The sequence below is a fragment of the Sulfurifustis variabilis genome, from assembly GCF_002355415.1.
GTDB classification, from domain to species: domain Bacteria; phylum Pseudomonadota; class Gammaproteobacteria; order Acidiferrobacterales; family Sulfurifustaceae; genus Sulfurifustis; species Sulfurifustis variabilis.
In genome coordinates, this window is the sequence record NZ_AP014936.1 from 3,885,711 (window position 1) to 3,902,625 (window position 16,915).

Annotated in this window: 13 protein-coding genes; 8 read left to right on the forward strand and 5 right to left on the reverse strand. The window is 67.7% G+C overall.

Annotation, left to right across the window (positions count from 1 at the left end):
* The first annotated feature begins 5 nt into the window (after positions 1-5).
* The 7 genes from SVA_RS18910 to prmB all read left to right on the forward strand — a co-directional run bounded on the left by SVA_RS18910 (position 6) and on the right by prmB (position 6,570).
* The gene (locus SVA_RS18910; RefSeq protein WP_096462689.1) at positions 6-821 is read left to right on the forward strand and encodes a hypothetical protein; all 816 of its coding nucleotides are present in this window, start codon (positions 6-8) and stop codon (positions 819-821) included.
* Positions 822-864: 43 nt separating this feature from the next.
* Positions 865-1,068 carry a 50S ribosomal protein L31 gene (gene rpmE, locus SVA_RS18915; RefSeq protein WP_096462690.1) on the forward strand — a complete coding sequence of 68 codons (204 nt, stop codon included), beginning with the start codon at positions 865-867 and terminating at the stop codon, positions 1,066-1,068.
* Position 1,069: 1 nt separating this feature from the next.
* Entirely contained in the window at positions 1,070-1,828 is a 759-nt protein-coding gene (locus tag SVA_RS18920) for a thermonuclease family protein (RefSeq protein WP_169924194.1), read from the forward strand.
* Complete coding sequence (locus SVA_RS18925) at positions 1,828-3,258, forward strand: M48 family metalloprotease (protein WP_096462692.1); 1,431 nt, start codon at positions 1,828-1,830, stop codon at positions 3,256-3,258. Before SVA_RS18920 ends, SVA_RS18925 begins: the two co-directional genes overlap by 1 nt.
* A 29-nt stretch (positions 3,259-3,287) precedes the next feature.
* On the forward strand, positions 3,288-4,541 hold the full coding sequence (locus SVA_RS18930) for a malic enzyme-like NAD(P)-binding protein (RefSeq protein ID WP_096462693.1): 1,254 nt from the start codon (positions 3,288-3,290) through the stop codon (positions 4,539-4,541).
* 177 nt (positions 4,542-4,718) lie between these two features.
* Complete coding sequence (gene mdh, locus SVA_RS18935; RefSeq protein WP_096462694.1) at positions 4,719-5,645, forward strand: malate dehydrogenase; 927 nt, start codon at positions 4,719-4,721, stop codon at positions 5,643-5,645.
* A gap of 1 nt (position 5,646) precedes the next feature.
* A complete protein-coding gene (gene prmB / locus SVA_RS18940; RefSeq protein WP_096462695.1) occupies positions 5,647-6,570 on the forward strand; it encodes a 50S ribosomal protein L3 N(5)-glutamine methyltransferase in 924 nt (307 codons plus the stop codon).
* Here prmB and SVA_RS18945 read toward each other — a convergent pair.
* The 5 genes from SVA_RS18945 to SVA_RS18965 all read right to left on the reverse strand — a co-directional run bounded on the left by SVA_RS18945 (position 6,567) and on the right by SVA_RS18965 (position 15,612).
* Entirely contained in the window at positions 6,567-8,264 is a 1,698-nt protein-coding gene (locus SVA_RS18945; RefSeq protein ID WP_096462696.1) for an AMP-dependent synthetase/ligase, read from the reverse strand. The two genes, prmB and SVA_RS18945, sit on opposite strands and share 4 nt — an antisense overlap.
* A gap of 50 nt (positions 8,265-8,314) precedes the next feature.
* Entirely contained in the window at positions 8,315-9,667 is a 1,353-nt protein-coding gene (locus SVA_RS18950) for an OmpP1/FadL family transporter (RefSeq protein ID WP_096462697.1), read from the reverse strand.
* 102 nt (positions 9,668-9,769) lie between these two features.
* Entirely contained in the window at positions 9,770-11,878 is a 2,109-nt protein-coding gene (locus SVA_RS18955; RefSeq protein ID WP_096462698.1) for a 3-hydroxyacyl-CoA dehydrogenase NAD-binding domain-containing protein, read from the reverse strand.
* Positions 11,875-13,173, reverse strand: coding sequence for an acetyl-CoA C-acetyltransferase (locus SVA_RS18960; RefSeq protein ID WP_096462699.1), 1,299 nt, complete (start codon positions 13,171-13,173; stop codon positions 11,875-11,877). Before SVA_RS18960 ends, SVA_RS18955 begins: the two co-directional genes overlap by 4 nt.
* A 24-nt stretch (positions 13,174-13,197) precedes the next feature.
* Positions 13,198-15,612, reverse strand: a complete 2,415-nt coding sequence (locus SVA_RS18965; RefSeq protein ID WP_096462700.1) for an acyl-CoA dehydrogenase — start codon at positions 15,610-15,612, stop codon at positions 13,198-13,200.
* A 232-nt stretch (positions 15,613-15,844) separates the two neighbouring features.
* Here SVA_RS18965 and SVA_RS18970 point away from each other — a divergent pair, with 232 nt between their 5' ends.
* Positions 15,845-16,879, forward strand: coding sequence for a 3-oxoacyl-ACP synthase III family protein (locus tag SVA_RS18970; RefSeq protein ID WP_148665562.1), 1,035 nt, complete (start codon positions 15,845-15,847; stop codon positions 16,877-16,879).
* The last annotated feature ends 36 nt before the right edge of the window (positions 16,880-16,915 follow it).

Genomic DNA, 16,915 nt, shown 5'->3' on the forward strand with positions numbered 1-16,915 from the left:
CCGCCATGAAACGCATACCGCCGTTCCTCTTCGCCTTCATCGGTATCGCCGCCGCACACGCCGCCGAGGCGGAGGTCTGGGTGCGCGCCGAGCACCGCGGCGGGGAGGTCGTCTACCACTACGAAGTGCGTAACCGCGATGCGGGCAGGCTCGATCACTTCGCGCTCGGCTGCGACTGCCGTCGGCCCGCCCAGCCTGCCCTCGCCGCTCAGCTGGGCGTGCTCCCCGGAGCGACGACCCTCTCGGGCGACGACTATCTCGGACAGGTGCTCGCGGTGCCTCCGGGGGCGGTGACCGCACCGCCCGGGTGGCACGCGACCCTTCGGGTTCCGCCCGGGGAAAGGCGCTACTGGATCGAGTGGCGCACCTCCGATCAGGCCGCGGCCGTCCCCGCAAACCAGGGTTTGAAAGGGTTCTCGGTCGCTTTGCCGATGACGGATCGGGGTTTTCTTTCCGGCACCTTTCTTCTCGCCGACACGGCCGGGGAGCGGGTACGTAACGGACAGGTCCGGCCTTCCGATACCCGTCCACCCCACCTGTCGGTGCAGCTGCACCTCCGAGGCGCGGGCAATCCGGAGGGGTCGCTCTCCGTTGCAACGGACGTGAGCGTGAGCGACGACATCGATCCGGAGCCCGCCGTGCACCTCGAATCGTTTGCACGCGAGGGGTTGAAAGAGGGTGAGTCGGGGATCGGCCGCCTCTCGGTGACCTACCGGGCGACCGACGCCTCCGGAAACGTCAGCCGGGAGACGGCCGAAATCGCCCTGCCGGGTGCCCTTGCCGGCGTGGTTCGCTTGCCGGAAGGCGGGATTCTGCCCTAGACTACGCGCCCCTGACCGACCCACGCCCCCTCAGAGGTTAGCCATGAAGGCCGGCATTCACCCGGACTATAAAGAGATCACTGTCACCTGCGCCTGCGGGAACAGCTTCAAGACCCGCTCCACGGTCGGCCGCGACATGCACGTGGAAGTCTGCGCCAACTGCCATCCGTTCTACACGGGTAAACAGAAGATCATGGATACCGAGGGCCGGGTCGAGAAGTTCCGCCAGAAGTACGCCAAGAAGTAGCTTGGCCCGCGGTCCGAACCCGAGGGCGCTCCGATGGAGCGCCCTTTTCGTTTGGGCCCTGGCCCTCGCCTCTACGGCCTGGGCGGACGGCGAGACGGTCCGGGTCGCCCGGGTACTGGACGGAGACAGCCTGCTGCTCAGCGACGGCCGCCAGGTCCGTCTGATCGGCATCAACACACCGGAGTTCGGCCGTGATGGCGCCGCGCACCAGCCGGGCGCGGTCGAGGCGCGGGCGCGGACCGCGGCGCTTGCCGAGGGTCGCGAGATCGTTCTGGTCTTCGACGCGGAGCGGAAAGACCGCCACGGCCGCAGTCTCGCCTACGTCGTGCTGGAGGGCGGCCGGGAGCTGCAGGAATACCTCCTCGCCGAGGGTCTCGCGTGGTACGTGGCGATCCCCCCGAACCTCGCCCGGCTGTCCCGGTATCGGGAGCTCGAGCGGGCTGCGCGCGAAGCGCGCCGGGGCGTCTGGAGCGACCCGTCCTATCGCGCGGTCCCGGCTGTGCGACTGGCGCCGGGCGACACCGGGTTCCGACGCATCGAAGGCCGGGTCGAGCGGGTTCGCTATACGAAGCGGTTCGTACGCCTCGAACTGGGTGGCCGTACGAGCATCGTCGTGCCCCGCGAAGACTGGCGGTATTTCCCGCGCGCCCCGGAGACCTACGTGGGCCGCCGGCTGGTGGCCAGGGGCTGGGTGGGGGAGTATAAGGGTCTGCTGCGGTTGCGCATCTCGCACCCGGCAATGATCGAAGTCCTGCACTGATGCGTACGCTCGCTTTACTGGTCTTGTCCGTAGCCCTTGCCGGTTGCGCCACGAACCCGGTCAGCGGCTCCCCTGACTTCGTCCTGCTCTCCGAGAATCAGGAGATCGAGCTCGGGCGGGCGAACGACCCGAAGATACGGGCCCAGTTCGGGCTCTACGATGACCCCGAGCTTCAGGCCTACGTGCAGCGGGTCGGCGAGCGGCTGGCCGCCCAGAGCCATCGGCCGGACCTGATCTATCGGTTCGCCGTCCTGGACAGTCCGGACGTGAACGCGTTTGCCCTGCCGGGCGGCTACATCTACATCACGCGCGGAATCCTCGCCTACCTGCAGTCCGAGGCGGAGCTGGCGGCGGTCCTCGGGCACGAGATCGGCCATGTGACCGCCCGGCACAGCGTCAAGCAGTACAGCGCCGCGACGGCGGCGAGCGTGGCGGCCGCGATCTTTCTGCGGACGCAGGCGGGGCAGGACCTCTTCAACATCATCGGGAACGCGCTGATCAGCGGCTATGGGCGGGAGCACGAGCTCGAGTCGGACCGGCTGGGGGCGGAGTATCTGGCGCGCAGCGGCTACAACCCGAATGCCATGATCGAGGTGGTCGGGGTGCTCAAGAACCAGGAGGAGTTCGAGAAGGAGCGGGCGAAAGCCGAAGGGCGGGAGCCGCGCATCTATCATGGCGTTTTCGCGACGCACCCGAGCGCGGACACGCGGCTGCAGGAGGTGGTCGCCGAGGCGCGCAGGCATGCCGTGACCGACCAGCCGCGCCTCGGGCGCGACGAGTATCTGAAGCACCTGGACGGTCTCGTCTTCGGCGACAGCGCGAAAAGCGGGGTCCGGCACGGGGCGAGCTTCTATCACCGGGAGATGAATTTCGCCGTCACGTTTCCGGAGGGATGGCGGGTGGAAAACAGCCCGAGCGCGGTGACGGCTTTCGACGCGGGGCGGGACGCGGTTGTGCAGATGCGGGCCGAAGACCTGAACAAGCGCGGGACACCGCGCGACTATATGAAGACGCGCCTCAAGCTCGACGACATGAAGGACGAAAAGCCGGTACCGGGAATCGGTCTGCCTTCCCATAGCGGGATCGCCCGCCTCAGCACCCCGTTCGGCCGGCGCGACGCCCGCGTGGCGGTGGTCTTCCAGGGGAACCGCGCGTTCACGTTCTTCGGCGCGAGCAAGAAGGATCTGTCGGCGCACGATCCCGTGATCCTCGCGGTGGCCGCCAGCCTGCACCCCCTCACCGCGGAGGAGCAGCGGATCGCGGAGGGGCTGCGCATCCGGGTGGTGACGGCGGGGCCGAGGGACACCTTCGCCGGGCTGGCGAAGCGCTCGCCGGTCACGAACTACGCGGAATCCGTGCTTCGCCTCATCAACGATCGCTTCCCGGACGGGGAGCCGCGGAAGGGCGAGCTCGTCAAGATCATCGAATAAACTACGTATAACGTATTCAAGAGAGAACAATGGGCAAAGATCTCAAACAGGCCGCGCTCGATTACCACGCGCTGCCCACCCCGGGTAAGGTCCGGGTCATTCCCACGAAACCCTGCACGACGCAGCAGGAGCTCGCACTCGCGTACTCGCCGGGCGTCGCCGAACCCGTGCGCGCGATCGCGCGGGATCCGGAGGCCGTCTACCGCTACACCGCGAAGGGGAACCTCGTGGCGGTCATCACGAACGGCACCGCCGTCCTCGGCCTCGGCAAGGTCGGGGCGCTCGCCTCGAAGCCCGTCATGGAAGGAAAGGCGGTCCTCTTCAAGCACTTTGCGGACATCGACGTTTTCGACATCGAGGTGAGCGCCCCGTCGGTGGAGTCGTTCATCGAGACCGTGGCGAACATCGCGCCGACCTTCGGCGGCATCAATCTGGAGGACATCGGCGCGCCCGACTGTTTCGTGATCGAGCAGACCCTCGCCGAGCGGCTCGACATCCCGGTGTTCCACGACGACCAGCACGGCACCGCCGTCATCGTCGCCGCGGGGCTCCTCAACGCCGCCGAGCTTCAGGGCAAGCGCCTGGAGGACGCCAGGATTGTGTGTCTCGGGGCGGGCGCCGCCGGCATCGCCTCGATGCGGCTGCTCATCGCGCTCGGCGCGAAGCGCGAACGCATGTTGCTCGTCGACACGAAGGGGGTGGTGCACAAGGGCCGCTCCGATCTGTCCTCCTACAAGCGCGAGTTCGCGCAGGACACCGACCGCCGTACGCTGCTCGACGCTTTGCGCGATGCCGACGTATTCATCGGCGTTTCGGCGGCCGACCTCGTCACGCCGGACATGCTGAAGGCTATGGGGCCGCGCCCGGTCGTGTTCGCGCTCGCGAATCCGGACCCCGAGGTGCTGCCCGAGCTCGCGCACGCCACGCGCGGCGATCTCATCATGGCCACCGGGCGGACGGACTACCCGAACCAGATCAACAACGTGCTCGGCTTCCCCTACATCTTCCGCGGCGCCCTCGATGTCCGGGCGCGCCGGATCGACCAGGCAATGTGCCTTGCGGCCGTCCGCGCGGTGGCGTCCCTGGCGCGCGAGCCGGTGCCGCCCGAGGTGCTGCGCGCGTACCATCTCGACCGCCTTGAGTTCGGGCGCGACTACATCATCCCCAAGCCGCTCGACCCGCGGCTGCTCAAGGTCATCCCGGCCGCCGTCGCCCGTGCCGCGATCGAGAGCGGCGTTGCCCGGTCGAGCTACCCCGAGCACTACGCGAAGTACGGAACCTGAGCGCCGGGCGGCGCACCTAACCGGTACGGCGAGCGGCCGGGCCCGTGCCCCGGACGCGCCTGCCGCACGGCGGCGGGTCGCGCGGCAGGGACCTGCGGGGGCGGCTGCCTGCCGGTTGCCGACGCGGGGCTTTTTGAGCAACCTTCCTGAGACGAACCAACCACCGGGGATGGCGCCATGAAGAAGATCACGATCGTCGGGTCGGGACGGGTGGGGGAATCGACTGCCCACAACCTCGCCAAGGCCGAGCTCTGCCGTGAAATCATGCTCATCGATATCAAAGAGGGCATGCCGCAGGGAACGGCGCTCGACATCCAGGAGTCGGCCCCGATCTTCGAGTTCGACACCAAGCTCTCGGGCTCGAACGACCTCGCCGCCATGGCGGATTCGCAGATGGTGATCGTCACAGCCGGCGTGCCGCGCAAGCCGGGCATGTCGCGGTCGGACGTGCTCGACACCAATCTCGCGGTGATCGACGGCATCGTCGACGCGATGCTCAAGGTCGCGCCGCAGGCGATGCTGCTCATGGTCACCAACCCGGTGGACGTACTGACCTACGCGGTCGCGAAGCGCTCGCGGTGGCCGCGCAACCGCGTTTTCGGCATGGCCGGGGTGCTCGACTCCGCGCGCATGGCGAGCTTCATCGCGATGGAGACCGGCTTCTCGGTGAAGGACATCTCCGCCATGGTGCTCGGGGGTCACGGCGACACGATGGTTCCGATGACGCGCTACACCACGATCAACGGAATCCCGATCGCCCATTTCATGAGCGATGACAGGATCGAGCGGATCGTGAAACGAACGCGCGAAGGCGGCGCCGAGATTCTCTCGCTGCGCAAGACCGGCAGTGCCTACGACGCGCCCGCCGCGGCGGTCGCCTCGATGGTCGACGCCATCAGCCGCAATCGCCGCCAGATCCTCCCGGCGGTCGCGATGCTCGAGGGCGAATACGGGCTCGAGGACATCTGCATGGGCGTGCCGGTCGTGTTCGGGGAGCGGGGGCTCGAACGCGTGATCGAGCTGCCCCTGAGCGACGCCGAGGCCGAGGAGTTCCGCCGCTCGGCGGAGCACGTGCGCGCCGACCTCGCGCGCCTGCGCGGCTGAATTGTCCCCGGGCACGCCGCGGACCGTAGCCGACTGGATCGGCTGGGTCGAAGCGCGCTTTCTCGATGCCGGCCTCCACTTCGGCCACGGCACCGAGAGTGCGCTCGACGAGGCGGCCTGGCTCGTCGGTTCGGCCCTGGATCTCGCGCCCGATGAGCTCGAGGGCGCGCTGGGGCGGTACCCGACCACGGCACAACGCGCGCGCATCGAGGCGCTCGCCGCGGAACGCGTCGCGAAGCGCACGCCCCTCGCGTATCTGCTCAAGGAGGCGTGGTTCGCGGGCCGGCGTTACTACGTGGACGAGCGTGTCATCGTTCCGCGCTCGCACCTCGCCGAGTTCATCGGCGAGCGCTTTCAGCCGTGGATCGCGGCCGAACGCGTTCGCCGGGTGCTCGATCTCTGCACCGGCAGCGGCTGCATCGCGATCGCGGTCGCCCATGCCTTCCCGGACGCGCGCGTGGACGCGGTCGATATCTCCCCCGACGCGCTGGCGGTGGCCGCCGTCAACGTCGAGCGTCACCGCGTCGGCGATCGGGTCGCGCTTGTCCGCTCCGACCTGTACGCCGCGCTCGCCGGTCGGCGCTACGACGTGATCGTCTCGAACCCGCCCTACGTCCCCGCCTGGGAGATGCGGGAGCTGCCGGCGGAGTACCGGCATGAGCCGCGGATCGCGCTCGAGTCCGGCGACACCGGCCTGGAGACGGTGCTGCGGTTGCTCGCCGAAGCGCCGGAACACCTGGAGGCCGGCGGCATCCTGATCGCGGAGGTGGGCAACAGCTGCACCGCCCTGCAGGCGGCGTTGCCGGAGGTGCCGTTTCTCTGGCTTACGACGAAGAGCGGGGACGAGAGCGTGTTTTTGCTGACGGCGAAAGACCTCGCCGTCCACCGCGAAGCCTTCGCCCGGGCGACCGGGCGACCGGGCTAGGTCCCGCCCGCCGTCCGGAGATCGCGCCGGTACATCGCCTCGATCTCGGCGCGGAAGCGCCGTTCGATCTCGCCGCGCTTCACCTTCATGGTCGGCGTGAGCAGGCCGTTTTCGATGCTCCATGGCCCGACGATCCGCGCGACGTGGTGGATGCGCGTATAGCCGGGAAAGCCGTGGAGCTGGCGGTTGGCCCGCTCGCACAGCTCCGCCTCGCTCTCGACGGAGCTCACTGCGATCAGCCCGAGCTTGGGGCGACCCTCGCCCACGAGCATCACCTGCTCGAACGCCGGGTCCATGAGGATCGCCTGCTCGACATCGGTCGGCGATACCTTCTCGCCGTTCGAAAGAACGATCACGTCCTTCAGGCGCCCGGTAATGTAGAAGCGCCCGTCGCGCACGCGCCCGAGGTCGCCGGTATGGAACCAGCCGTCCTTGTCGATGACGGCCGCGGTCGCCTCGGGCTTGTTCCAGTAGCCGAGCATCAGGTTCGGGCCGCGCGCGAGTATCTCGCCGCTCTCGTCGAGGCGCATCTCGATTCCCTCGAGCGGTCGGCCGATCGACGCGGGGTCGTTATCGTGCTCGCGGTTGGCGCACAGTATCGGCGCGGTTTCCGTTAGGCCGTAGCCTTGAATGATGGGCAGGCCCAGACCGATGAAGACGCGCGCGAGATCCGGCGAAAACGCGGCGCCGCCGACGATAATGAGGCGGATGCGACCGCCGAGGCGGTGATACAGCTTCTTGGCGACGAGCGCCCGCAGCACCGGCCACAGCAGCCGGTCCATGGCGCCCGCCTTGCCCTGAAACCGCCGCCAGCCGACCTCGACCGACTTGTCGAACAGCCGCCGCTTCGGCGAACCGGCTGGCATCTGCTCCTGCATCCGCCCCCAGATGCGCTCGAAGATACGCGGGACGGCGATCAGCACCGTCGGCTGCTGCTCGCGGATATCGTCGGCCAGCACCGAGATCCCGCGCGCGTACACCGTCTGGCCGCCGCAGCAGATGGCGGTGTAGTAGCCGCAGGTGCGCTCGAACATGTGCGACAGCGGCAGGAAGGACACGAAACGATCGGAGGCGCGCGACGGAATCGCTTTCATCGCCGCGAGTACGTTGCTCAGGATGTTCTTGTGCGAGAGCATCACACCCTTCGGCCGTCCCGTCGTGCCCGACGTGTAGACGAGCGTCACGAGATCGTCGGCCCGCGCGGGCGAGCGTGCGGGCGCCGCTCCCTCGGGCGGCAGCCAGTGCTGCAGTGCGAGGGCCCGCGTGTCGTCGGGGGGAATGGCGTTGAGACAGACCACGCGCTCGATTGTCTTCGCCTGTTCGCGCATCGCGGGCCAGATGGCGCCGTTCTCGAGAAAAAGCACGCGCGCGCCCGCATCGTTGATGCAGAACGCCATGTTCTCCGGGCGGTCGTCGAAGTAGAGCGGCACGGTCACGAGGCCGAGCCCGATCGCCGCCTGATCGAACAGGACCCATTCCGTGCGGTTGCGCAGGCAGACGGCGACGCGGTCGCCCGGCCGCAGGTTTTCCTTGCGGAGCGCCGCCTGCCACCGTCCCACTTCGCGCCCCACTTCGCCCCAGGTCATGTCGACCCAGTTCTCGCCGGTGTACTGGCGATACGCGGGTGCATCCGGCGTCTCCGCGATGCGCGCCAGAAACAGGTCGGACAGATTCGAGTCGTCGGTGAGCTTCATGGGAGAATGAAGTTGACCGGGGCGAATCGCCCCGGTCATGTTGTGCGGCGTCAGAAGTTCCAGCGCGCCTGGGCGCTCAGGATGGTGGTGCTTGCCTCGTACTCGCCAACGAGATTGCCACGGAATCGATTCTCGTCCGTCGCCGCCAAAGTTGCGCTCTTGTTCACCTTCGCGTCCTCGATGCCGATGTATGTAAAAGCCGCATCGAAGCTCAAGCGCTCGGAGACCTTGTAACCTATCCCGAGAGAAATCCAACGACGATCCTCGTCAGGCAAGCGCGGCGTACGGACATCGGCGCTTGGGGTTGGCGTCTTGTCGAGCGCCACACCTGCGCGATAAATCCACGCACCGCCAGGGCTGTAGATTACGCCCGCCGAGTAACGGTTAACGTCCTCGAGATCAAGGGTAACTACCGAGTCTTGTTGATTGCTGTCGAATTCGATGCGCAACTCGGGCAGGTCACTCCAGTAGGTACGAGTAATGTCGGCCATGATCGCCCAAGCCGGATTAAGCTGCGTAAACGCACTGAGCGAGAGGGTCGCTGGCAACGTAACGTCCGACGAGGCGCCCGAATCGACGAGCCCGAGAGTGGACAAGGGCAGTACGGCTGCCGCACTGGCTGGAACCGTTATGTCGAAATCGCCTTCGACTGTGAAATCGAGCTTCGAGCGATAGTGGAGACCCAGGCGCGTGTTGTCCCGAACCTGCCACAGTAATCCAAGGTTGTAGCCCCAAGCATCGTCATCTGCCTCCACTTTGGCTTTTCCGTCATTCCCTGCCGGAGCCCCGCAGAAGCCGCCGCAAATGGTGCCGAAATCGACTGCTTGGGATAGTTCCGCGTCCAGCCTCTGCCAGTTGAGGCCAGCTCCGATAGAAAATATTTCATTGACGGTGTAGGCGATTGCAGGGTTGATATTGATCGTCCTGATCTCCGAGCGGTCCGCGTGATAGCGGCCCACCCAGTCGTTCTCATAGTCGGTAGCGAGACCAAAGGGCGCGTTGATGCCGATGCCGGTGCTGATTCCGTTACCGTACTGGTGCGAGAGATAGAGGTTGGGCACGAACGCCGACTCACCGGCATCTCCGCCGTCGCTGCCCGTGATCGGCGAGGGAATGGCCGTGCTCGCACTCCCGTTGAACTCGAGCGAAGGCTGTATGAAATGCCCGCCTACGACAAGCTGCGTGCCGGTCAGACGCGTGAGGCCGGCCGGGTTGTACCAGACCGTGCTCGCGTCCTCGGCGATGGCGGCGCCGCCGGCGAAGGCGTTGCCGAGACCGGCCGGGCTGTTCTCGGCAAGTTGGAAGAAGGCGGCGCGGACGGGGGCGGCGACGAACACGAGCGTTGCGGCGGTACCGGCGAGGATGGCGCGCGCGTACCGCGTTCGCGAAATGGTGGTTCGCATGAGACCTCTCCTGTTGGTTCTTGTTTACGGCGTCGACCGGCGCTCATGCGCCGCCATCGTCGCCGGATCAATCTAACCCCGGGCTCCCGGCCGTGCAAACACTCAACGCGCGCGCAGCTCCGGTCGCGACCAGCCGGCGTCCGGCGTGAAGCGATCGCCGTACTCCTGGGACAGCCGGTACAGGCTGTGGCCGATGCCCGTCTCCCCGAGGCTCTCGACGTACCGCATCGGGCCGCCGAGATACGGCGCGAAGCCGGTGCCGTAGACCATGCCCGCGTCCACGGCGTCCGGGTCCTTCACGACGCCTTCGCGCAGGCAGGCCATCGCCTCGTTCAAGAGCCTGAGGATGAGCCGCTCGGTGACGGGAACGTGTCCCCGCCGCTCCTTCCCGCGACGAGCGTGCTTCGACCTCCCCTTGCCCGTGTACCGGTAGAACCCCTCGCCGCTCTTCTTGCCGAGCCGTCCCTGTTCGACCAGCTCCCGCAGCCGGGCGGGTACGTCGATGTGGAGCGGGCCCGAGAGCATCTCGGCGACCGAAAGGCAGATATCGAGTCCCACCGTGTCCGACAGCTCGATCGGCCCCATCGGCATCCCGAACTCGACCGCGGCCCGATCGACCTCCTCGGGCGCCACGCCTTCCTCGACCAGGATCACGGCCTCGAGGAGATACGGCATCAGGATGCGGTTCACCAGAAAGCCGGGGCTGCTCTTGACGTCGAGCGGAAGGCGGTCGATGGCGGCGGTCCAGGCGCGCGCCCGGTCGAGCGCCGCCTCCGCACTCTGCTCGCCGCGCACGATCTCGACGAGCTGCATCTTTTCGACCGGGTTGAAGAAATGCAGGCCCACGAGCCGCGTGGGGTCGCGCAGCCCCTGGGCGAGGACCTCGAGCGGAATGCTCGAGGTGTTGGTGGCGAAGAGCGCGGTCGCGGGCGCGCGTTCCTCGATCATTCGGAAGAGCGCCTGCTTGGGTTCGATCTTCTCGACGATCGCCTCGATCACGAGTTCCGCCCGGCGCAGGCCGTGGCCCGCGAGGTCGGGCATCAGCCGGTCCATCGTCTCCTGCACCTGACGCGGGTCCTTGAGCCGCTTCTTGCAGAAAGCGCTGGCCCGCGCCATGGCACGGGCAAGTATCTCGGGCTTCTGATCCTGCAGGGTCACGACGAACCCCTTCGATGCGGCCCACATGGCGATGTCGGCCCCCATGGTCCCTGCCCCGACGACGTGCACACGCCGGATGTCGTGGGGGTGCTCGCGCCCGGCGCGCTTGAGCGCCTCGCCGAGCAGGAACACGTGCACCAGGTTTCGGCTCGTACGGCCCACGAGAAGCTCGCCGAGCGACTCGGCCTCGCGCTCTTGCGAGGCGTTCGATCTCCAGAGCTCGAGGATGCGGTACGGGGCCGGATAGTGATCGGGGTTCACCCTCGCGCGCACACGCTTCTCGAGCAGGCGCGACACCCAGGGGCGCACGGCCCCCAATCCGAGGAGGCCGTTGTAGCGCGCCGGCCGGCGCGGGGGCGGCCGCTTCTCCAGAAAGGACTGTCCGGCCTGGAGGAGATGACGCTCGGGGACCACGTCGTCGACGAGCCCGAGGCGGCGCGCCTCGCGCGCCGAGACCGTGCGGCCGGTGAGCATGAGATCGAGAGCCGCGAGATGGCCGATGAGCCGCGGGGCGCGGACGGTGCCGGCAAATCCCGGATGGATGCCGAGCTTCACCTCGGGCAGCCCGAGACGCGTCGCCGCGTCTTCGCGCCCGATGCGATACCGGCACGCGAGTGCGAGCTCGAGCCCCCCGCCGAGGCAGTAGCCGTGGATCAGGGCCACCGACGGGTAGGGCAACGCCTCCAGACGGTTGAAGATCTCCTGCGCAAGACGGGCAAGCCCTGCCGCCTGGGACGCGTCGCTCAAATGCTCGAACTCGCGGACGTCGGCGCCCACGACGAATCCGGAGGGCTTTCCGGAACGCAGAATCACTCCGCGCAGCGGCCGCCCGGCGATCTCGCTCAGGACCACGTCGAACTCGCGCAGCACCTCCTGCGACAGCGTGTTCGCCGACTGGCCCTCGACGTCGAGCGTGAGCAGCGCGAGCTGGCGTTCGGCGTCCGCCGCAACCAGCCGTCCGGCGCTGTCTACGGCGCCGAGCTCGATGCGCCAGTGCCGGAACGCCGGCGCAGACGCGTCGACCGCGGCCGCGGCTTTCGGTTCGGCGCTCATGCGGCCGCTCCCCCGACGCGCACGAGCATCGCGCCCCCCTGGCCGCCACCGATGCACAACGTCGCTATCCCGAGCCCGCCGCCCTTTCGCTGAAGCGACTTGGCGAGGTGCAGCACGAGCCGTGCCCCGCTTGCGCCGACCGGGTGGCCGGAGGCGACCGCACCGCCCTCCGGGTTGAGACGTTCGGGGTCCATGGCGCCAAGCGGCCGGTCCAGTCCGAGCTCCCGCTTCGCGTAGTCCGCGCTGTCCCACGCCGCCTGGCAGGCCAGCACCTGGGCGGCGAAGGCCTCGTTGAGCTCCATCTGAGCGAGGTCGGCCATCTTGACGCCGCGCGCGGCCAGCAGGCGGGCGACCGCATGCACCGGTCCGAGGCCCATCTGACTCGGATCGACACCGGCCCACGCGTGGCCGAGCAGCTCGGCCAGAACCGGCAGCCGGTACCGCGCGACCGCTTCCTCGCTCGCGAGCACGACCATGGCCGCGCCGTCGGTCACCTGGGAGCTGTTGCCCGAAGTGACGGACCCGTACTTGCGATCGAAGACGGGCCTGAGCTTCCCGAGCTGCTCGAGGTCCGTGTCCCGCCGCAGGCCCGTGTCCTCGGTATGGAACTTGCCGCCCGGCTCGTAGAGCGTCTCGACCTCATCCGCAAGCAGTCCCGCGTCGAACGCCGCGGCGAGCCTCTGGTGACTGCGCAGCGCGTAGGTGTCCTGCGCCTCGCGGGAGATCGCGAACCGGTGGGCGAGCACCTCGGCCGTCTGGCCCATCGAGAGCTTGACGAGTGGGTCCGTGAGGCCGAGGAGGAGCGTGTACACGGGCTGCAGGTGCGACGGCCGAAAGCGCGCGATCGCCTTCATGCGCCCGCCCAGACCCTTCGCGCGCATGACGCCGCCGAGCCACCGCGCCATCGCGACGTTCCACTGGATCGGCGACCGGCTCATGGCCTCGGTGCCGCCGGCGATCATCAGGTGGGCCTCGCCCAGCGCGATGCGCTCGGCCGCCGTCGCGATCGCCTGCAGGCCCGAAGCGCAGTTGCGCTGCACGGTCTGCGCGGGGACGTGTCGGCCGCAGCCCAGGCGCAGCGCGATAATGCGCCCGACGTTGGCCTCGTCGGGCGCCGGGATCACGCAGCCGACGATCACCTCGTCGACCTCGTCCGGCCCGAACGGCATGCGTGCTAGGAGCGGCCGCCCGGCCGCGACCGCGAGATCGGCTGCGCTGAAGGCACCGGGCTCGCCTCGCACCTTGAGAAAGGGCGTGCGCGCGCCGTCGACCAGGAAAACCGGCTTTGCTGACATGTCTCCTCCTGTCCGCTTGCGCCGTCAGAACTGCGACGGCGCGAAGGCATCCACCATGATGACGGCCCGGCGCGCGATCCGGGCCTCGCGCACGAGGTTCGCCTCCTCCTCGGAAATCAGACCCTGGGCGCGAGCCGCCTCGAGCACGGCGTCCGGGTTGAGAACCCCTTCGCCCTCACCGACCCCCTGGAGTTTACGCTCGATCGACTCCGCGGCGACCACCAGAGGCAGCGCGTGCTCGATTCGGCCCACCGCCGATTCGCGATCGCCAGGCACGAATATGCCCGCGGTGAGACGGTCGCGCGCGGCGGAGGGCGCGAGCAGAAGCCGGCCCACGTCGGCGCCGAGTCGGTCCGAGGGCGGCCTGGCGCGCGGTCCGAACGGGAAGATCACGAGGCGCGCGATGGCGGCGACGAGACGGCTCGGAAAATTGCGCAGCAGCCCGACGAGCGCCTGCTCCGTCCGGTAAATCGTGTCCTCGCAAGCCCAGGCGAGCAAAGGCAGGTCCTCTGCCGGCCGGCCGTGGTCCTCGAAACGCTTGACGGCGGCGGACCCGAGATACAGCAGGCTCAGCGCGTCGGCGAGCCGACCCGAGAGTTTCTCGCGCCGTTTGAGCGAGCCGCCGAGCGTGGCGATCGCGAGCTCGGAGGCGAAGGCGAAGGCGGCGCTCAGCCGATGAAGCTGCCCGGCATAGCGGCGCGCCGGTCCGCGCACGGCGATGAAGGCGAGGCGGCCGCCGGTGAGCGAAAGCCACAACGCCCGCGCGAACCGGCTGATGAAGAAACCGATGTGGCCGAAGAGCGCGCGGTCGAAGTCGACGCGACCGCGCTCGGTATCCGCGCTCGCGACCGCCTGCACTTCTTTGAAAAGATAAGGGTGACATCGGATGGCACCCTGTCCATATATGATGAGCGAGCGCGTGAGGATGTTCGCGCCCTCGACCGTGATGCTGATCGGCAGCCCCTGATAGCCTCGGCCCATGAAGTTACGCGGTCCGAGACAGATGCCCGAACCGCCCTGGATGTCCATCGCGTCGTTGACCACCAGGCGCATGCGCTCGGTCAGATGGTATTTGACGATCGCCGAGACCACCGCCGGCTGCTCGCCGAGGTCGATTCCCGCAACCGTCAGCGTGCGCGCGGCATCCATGAGATAGGTCTGGCCCGCGATGCGCGCGAGCACCTCCTCCACACCCTCGAATCGGCCGATCGGCACCTTGAACTGCCTGCGTACGCGCGCGTAGGCGCCGGTCGCGCGCGAGGCGAGCTTCCCGGAACCGGTGCTGAGCGCCGGCAGCGAGATGCCGCGGCCGACCGCGAGCCGCTCGACGAGCATGCGCCAGCCCTGGCCGATGTAGTCCTTGCCGCCGATGATCCATTCGAGCGGCACGAACACGTCGCGGCCGCTGTTCGGGCCGTTCTGGAAAGGAATGTCGAGCGGATTGTGCCGCTCGCCGATCACGACCCCCGGCGTCGTCGTCGGGATGAGCGCGAGCGTGATACCGCGTTCGACCTCGCCGCCGAGCAGGCGCTCGGGATCGTAGAGCTTGAAGGCGAGACCGAGCACGGTCGCCACCGGGCCGAGGGTGATGTAGCGCTTTTCCCAGGTGAGCCGGATGCCGATCACCTCCCGACCTTCGAACTGCCCGCGCGCCACGATGCCGTAGTCGGGCATCGCGCTCGCGTCGCTGCCCGCCTCCGGGCCCGTCAAGGCGAAGCACGGGATCTCCTCGCCGCGGGCCAGGCGCGGCAGGTAGTAGTCCTTCTGCGCGTCGGTGCCGTAGTGCAGCAGCAGTTCCGCCGGGCCGAGCGAGTTGGGGACCATGACGGTGACGGCGGCGGTGACGCTCCGGCTGGCGAGCTTCATCACCACCTCCGAGTGCGCGAGGGCGGAGAACTCGAGGCCGTCGTAACGCTTCGGAATGATCATGCCGAAAAAGCGGTGGCGCTTGAGGAAGGCCCAGACCTCGGGCGGGAGGTCCCGCCGGACGTGGGTGATGTCCCAGTCGTCGACCAGGCGGCAGAGCTCCTCGACCGGTCCGTCGAGGAACGCACGTTCCTCCGGCGTGAGCTTTGGCGGCGGCACCGAGAGCAACCGCTTCCAGTGCGGCCGGCCGCCGAAAAGCTCCCCTTCCCACCATACCGTTCCCGCCTCGAGCGCTTCTCGCTCGGTCGAGGACATCGGCGGGACCACCTTGCGAAAGCGGGGATACAGACGGTCGCTGATCAGGCGCCGGCGAACAGGAGGAACCGCGAAGATCGCCCCGATGACCAGCAGCACAACCCACGCTATCGCCAGGGGGACGCTCAAGGACGCCTGGCTGACGGTGACGACGCCGAGGGCCAGCGCGACGATCAGAAGCCAGACGGTGAGGGGCGCATTCGCAAAGGCGAGAACCCAGGCCCCGATGATCGTCAGCGCAATGTATGCGTATGCCACGGCTGCTCCCCAAAGCCCTTTGGAATCGACCCTGTTCGGTCAATCGCCGGCGGGTATCCTCCTTAGACGACTTTAATGCAATCCCTCAACGAAATCTAAGCATCTGAAATTACGGGCCGAAGGAATGGGGGTATATCTTTTCAATGCTTTGAATCTATGATCAGCAACCGATTGAGGGAATGCCCGCATGGCCGGCGTAAGCCGCGACCGGGCGGGTCGCGGGAGCAAAATCATGTACATGCACAGCGTTGGCCACTCGCGGATCATCAGCACGGGGATGTATCTCCCGCCGGAGCGGCTCTCTTCGAGAGAGCTCATGGAGATGTTCCGATCGCGGGAGCGATTTGGACTCCCCTACGAGTGGCTCGAGCGCACCACCGGCATCCGCGAGCGGCGCTTCGCGCCGCCCGATTTCAAATCCTCGGAGATGGCCGTCGCGGCGGCCCGCGAGGCGCTGGAACTCGGCGAGGTCTCGCCGTCCCAGATCGACGCGATCATTTACTGCGGGGTGCTCCGCGACCACGTCGAGCCCGCCACGGCACACGTGGTCCAGGACAAGATCGGCGCGCGCAATGCCATCGCCTTCGACGTCTCGAACGCCTGCCTCGGGTTCATGAACGGCATGCATTTGATGGACGCGCTGATCGCCACCGGCCAGGCCAGGCGGGGTCTCGTCGTAACGGGCGAGCGAGGCAACCACTACATCCGCAAGGCGCTCCGGGTGCTTGCGGAACTGCCGGACAACGGCGATTTCAGCGACCTGGCCGCCGCCCTCACCCTGGGTGACGCAGGGGCCGCGGCCGTCATGGGTCCCAAGCTCGACCCGGAGACCGGCATCAAGGGCTTCGTTGTACAGTCGCAGGGACAGCACAACGGGCTGTGCGTGTGCGGGGACAACGGTGAGGACACGCATCTGGTCACCAAAATCACGGAGATCGTGAGGGAGACCACGAGGCTGGTGGGCCCGTTGTACCAGGCCCTCATGCATGAGCACCTCGGGTGGCAACCCTCGGAGCTGAGTCGCTATATCCCCCATCAGGTCGGATTGCGCTCCGTGCGCAAGCACGCCGAGGTGGCCCAAGTCCCGCTGGAAATCATCCCGATTACGGTCGATTACCTCGGAAACATCATTTCGGCCACCATACCTGTAAATATCTCGTTGTTAATGAAGGATAAAAAGCTAACCAACGGGGAAAGGATCTATCTTTCCGGGACGGGCAGCGGGATCAGCATCGCCCAGGCCGCCATGGTATGGGACGCCGCCTGACCCTAGCCCGACCCCTGGTTGGCACGATTTCTGAAA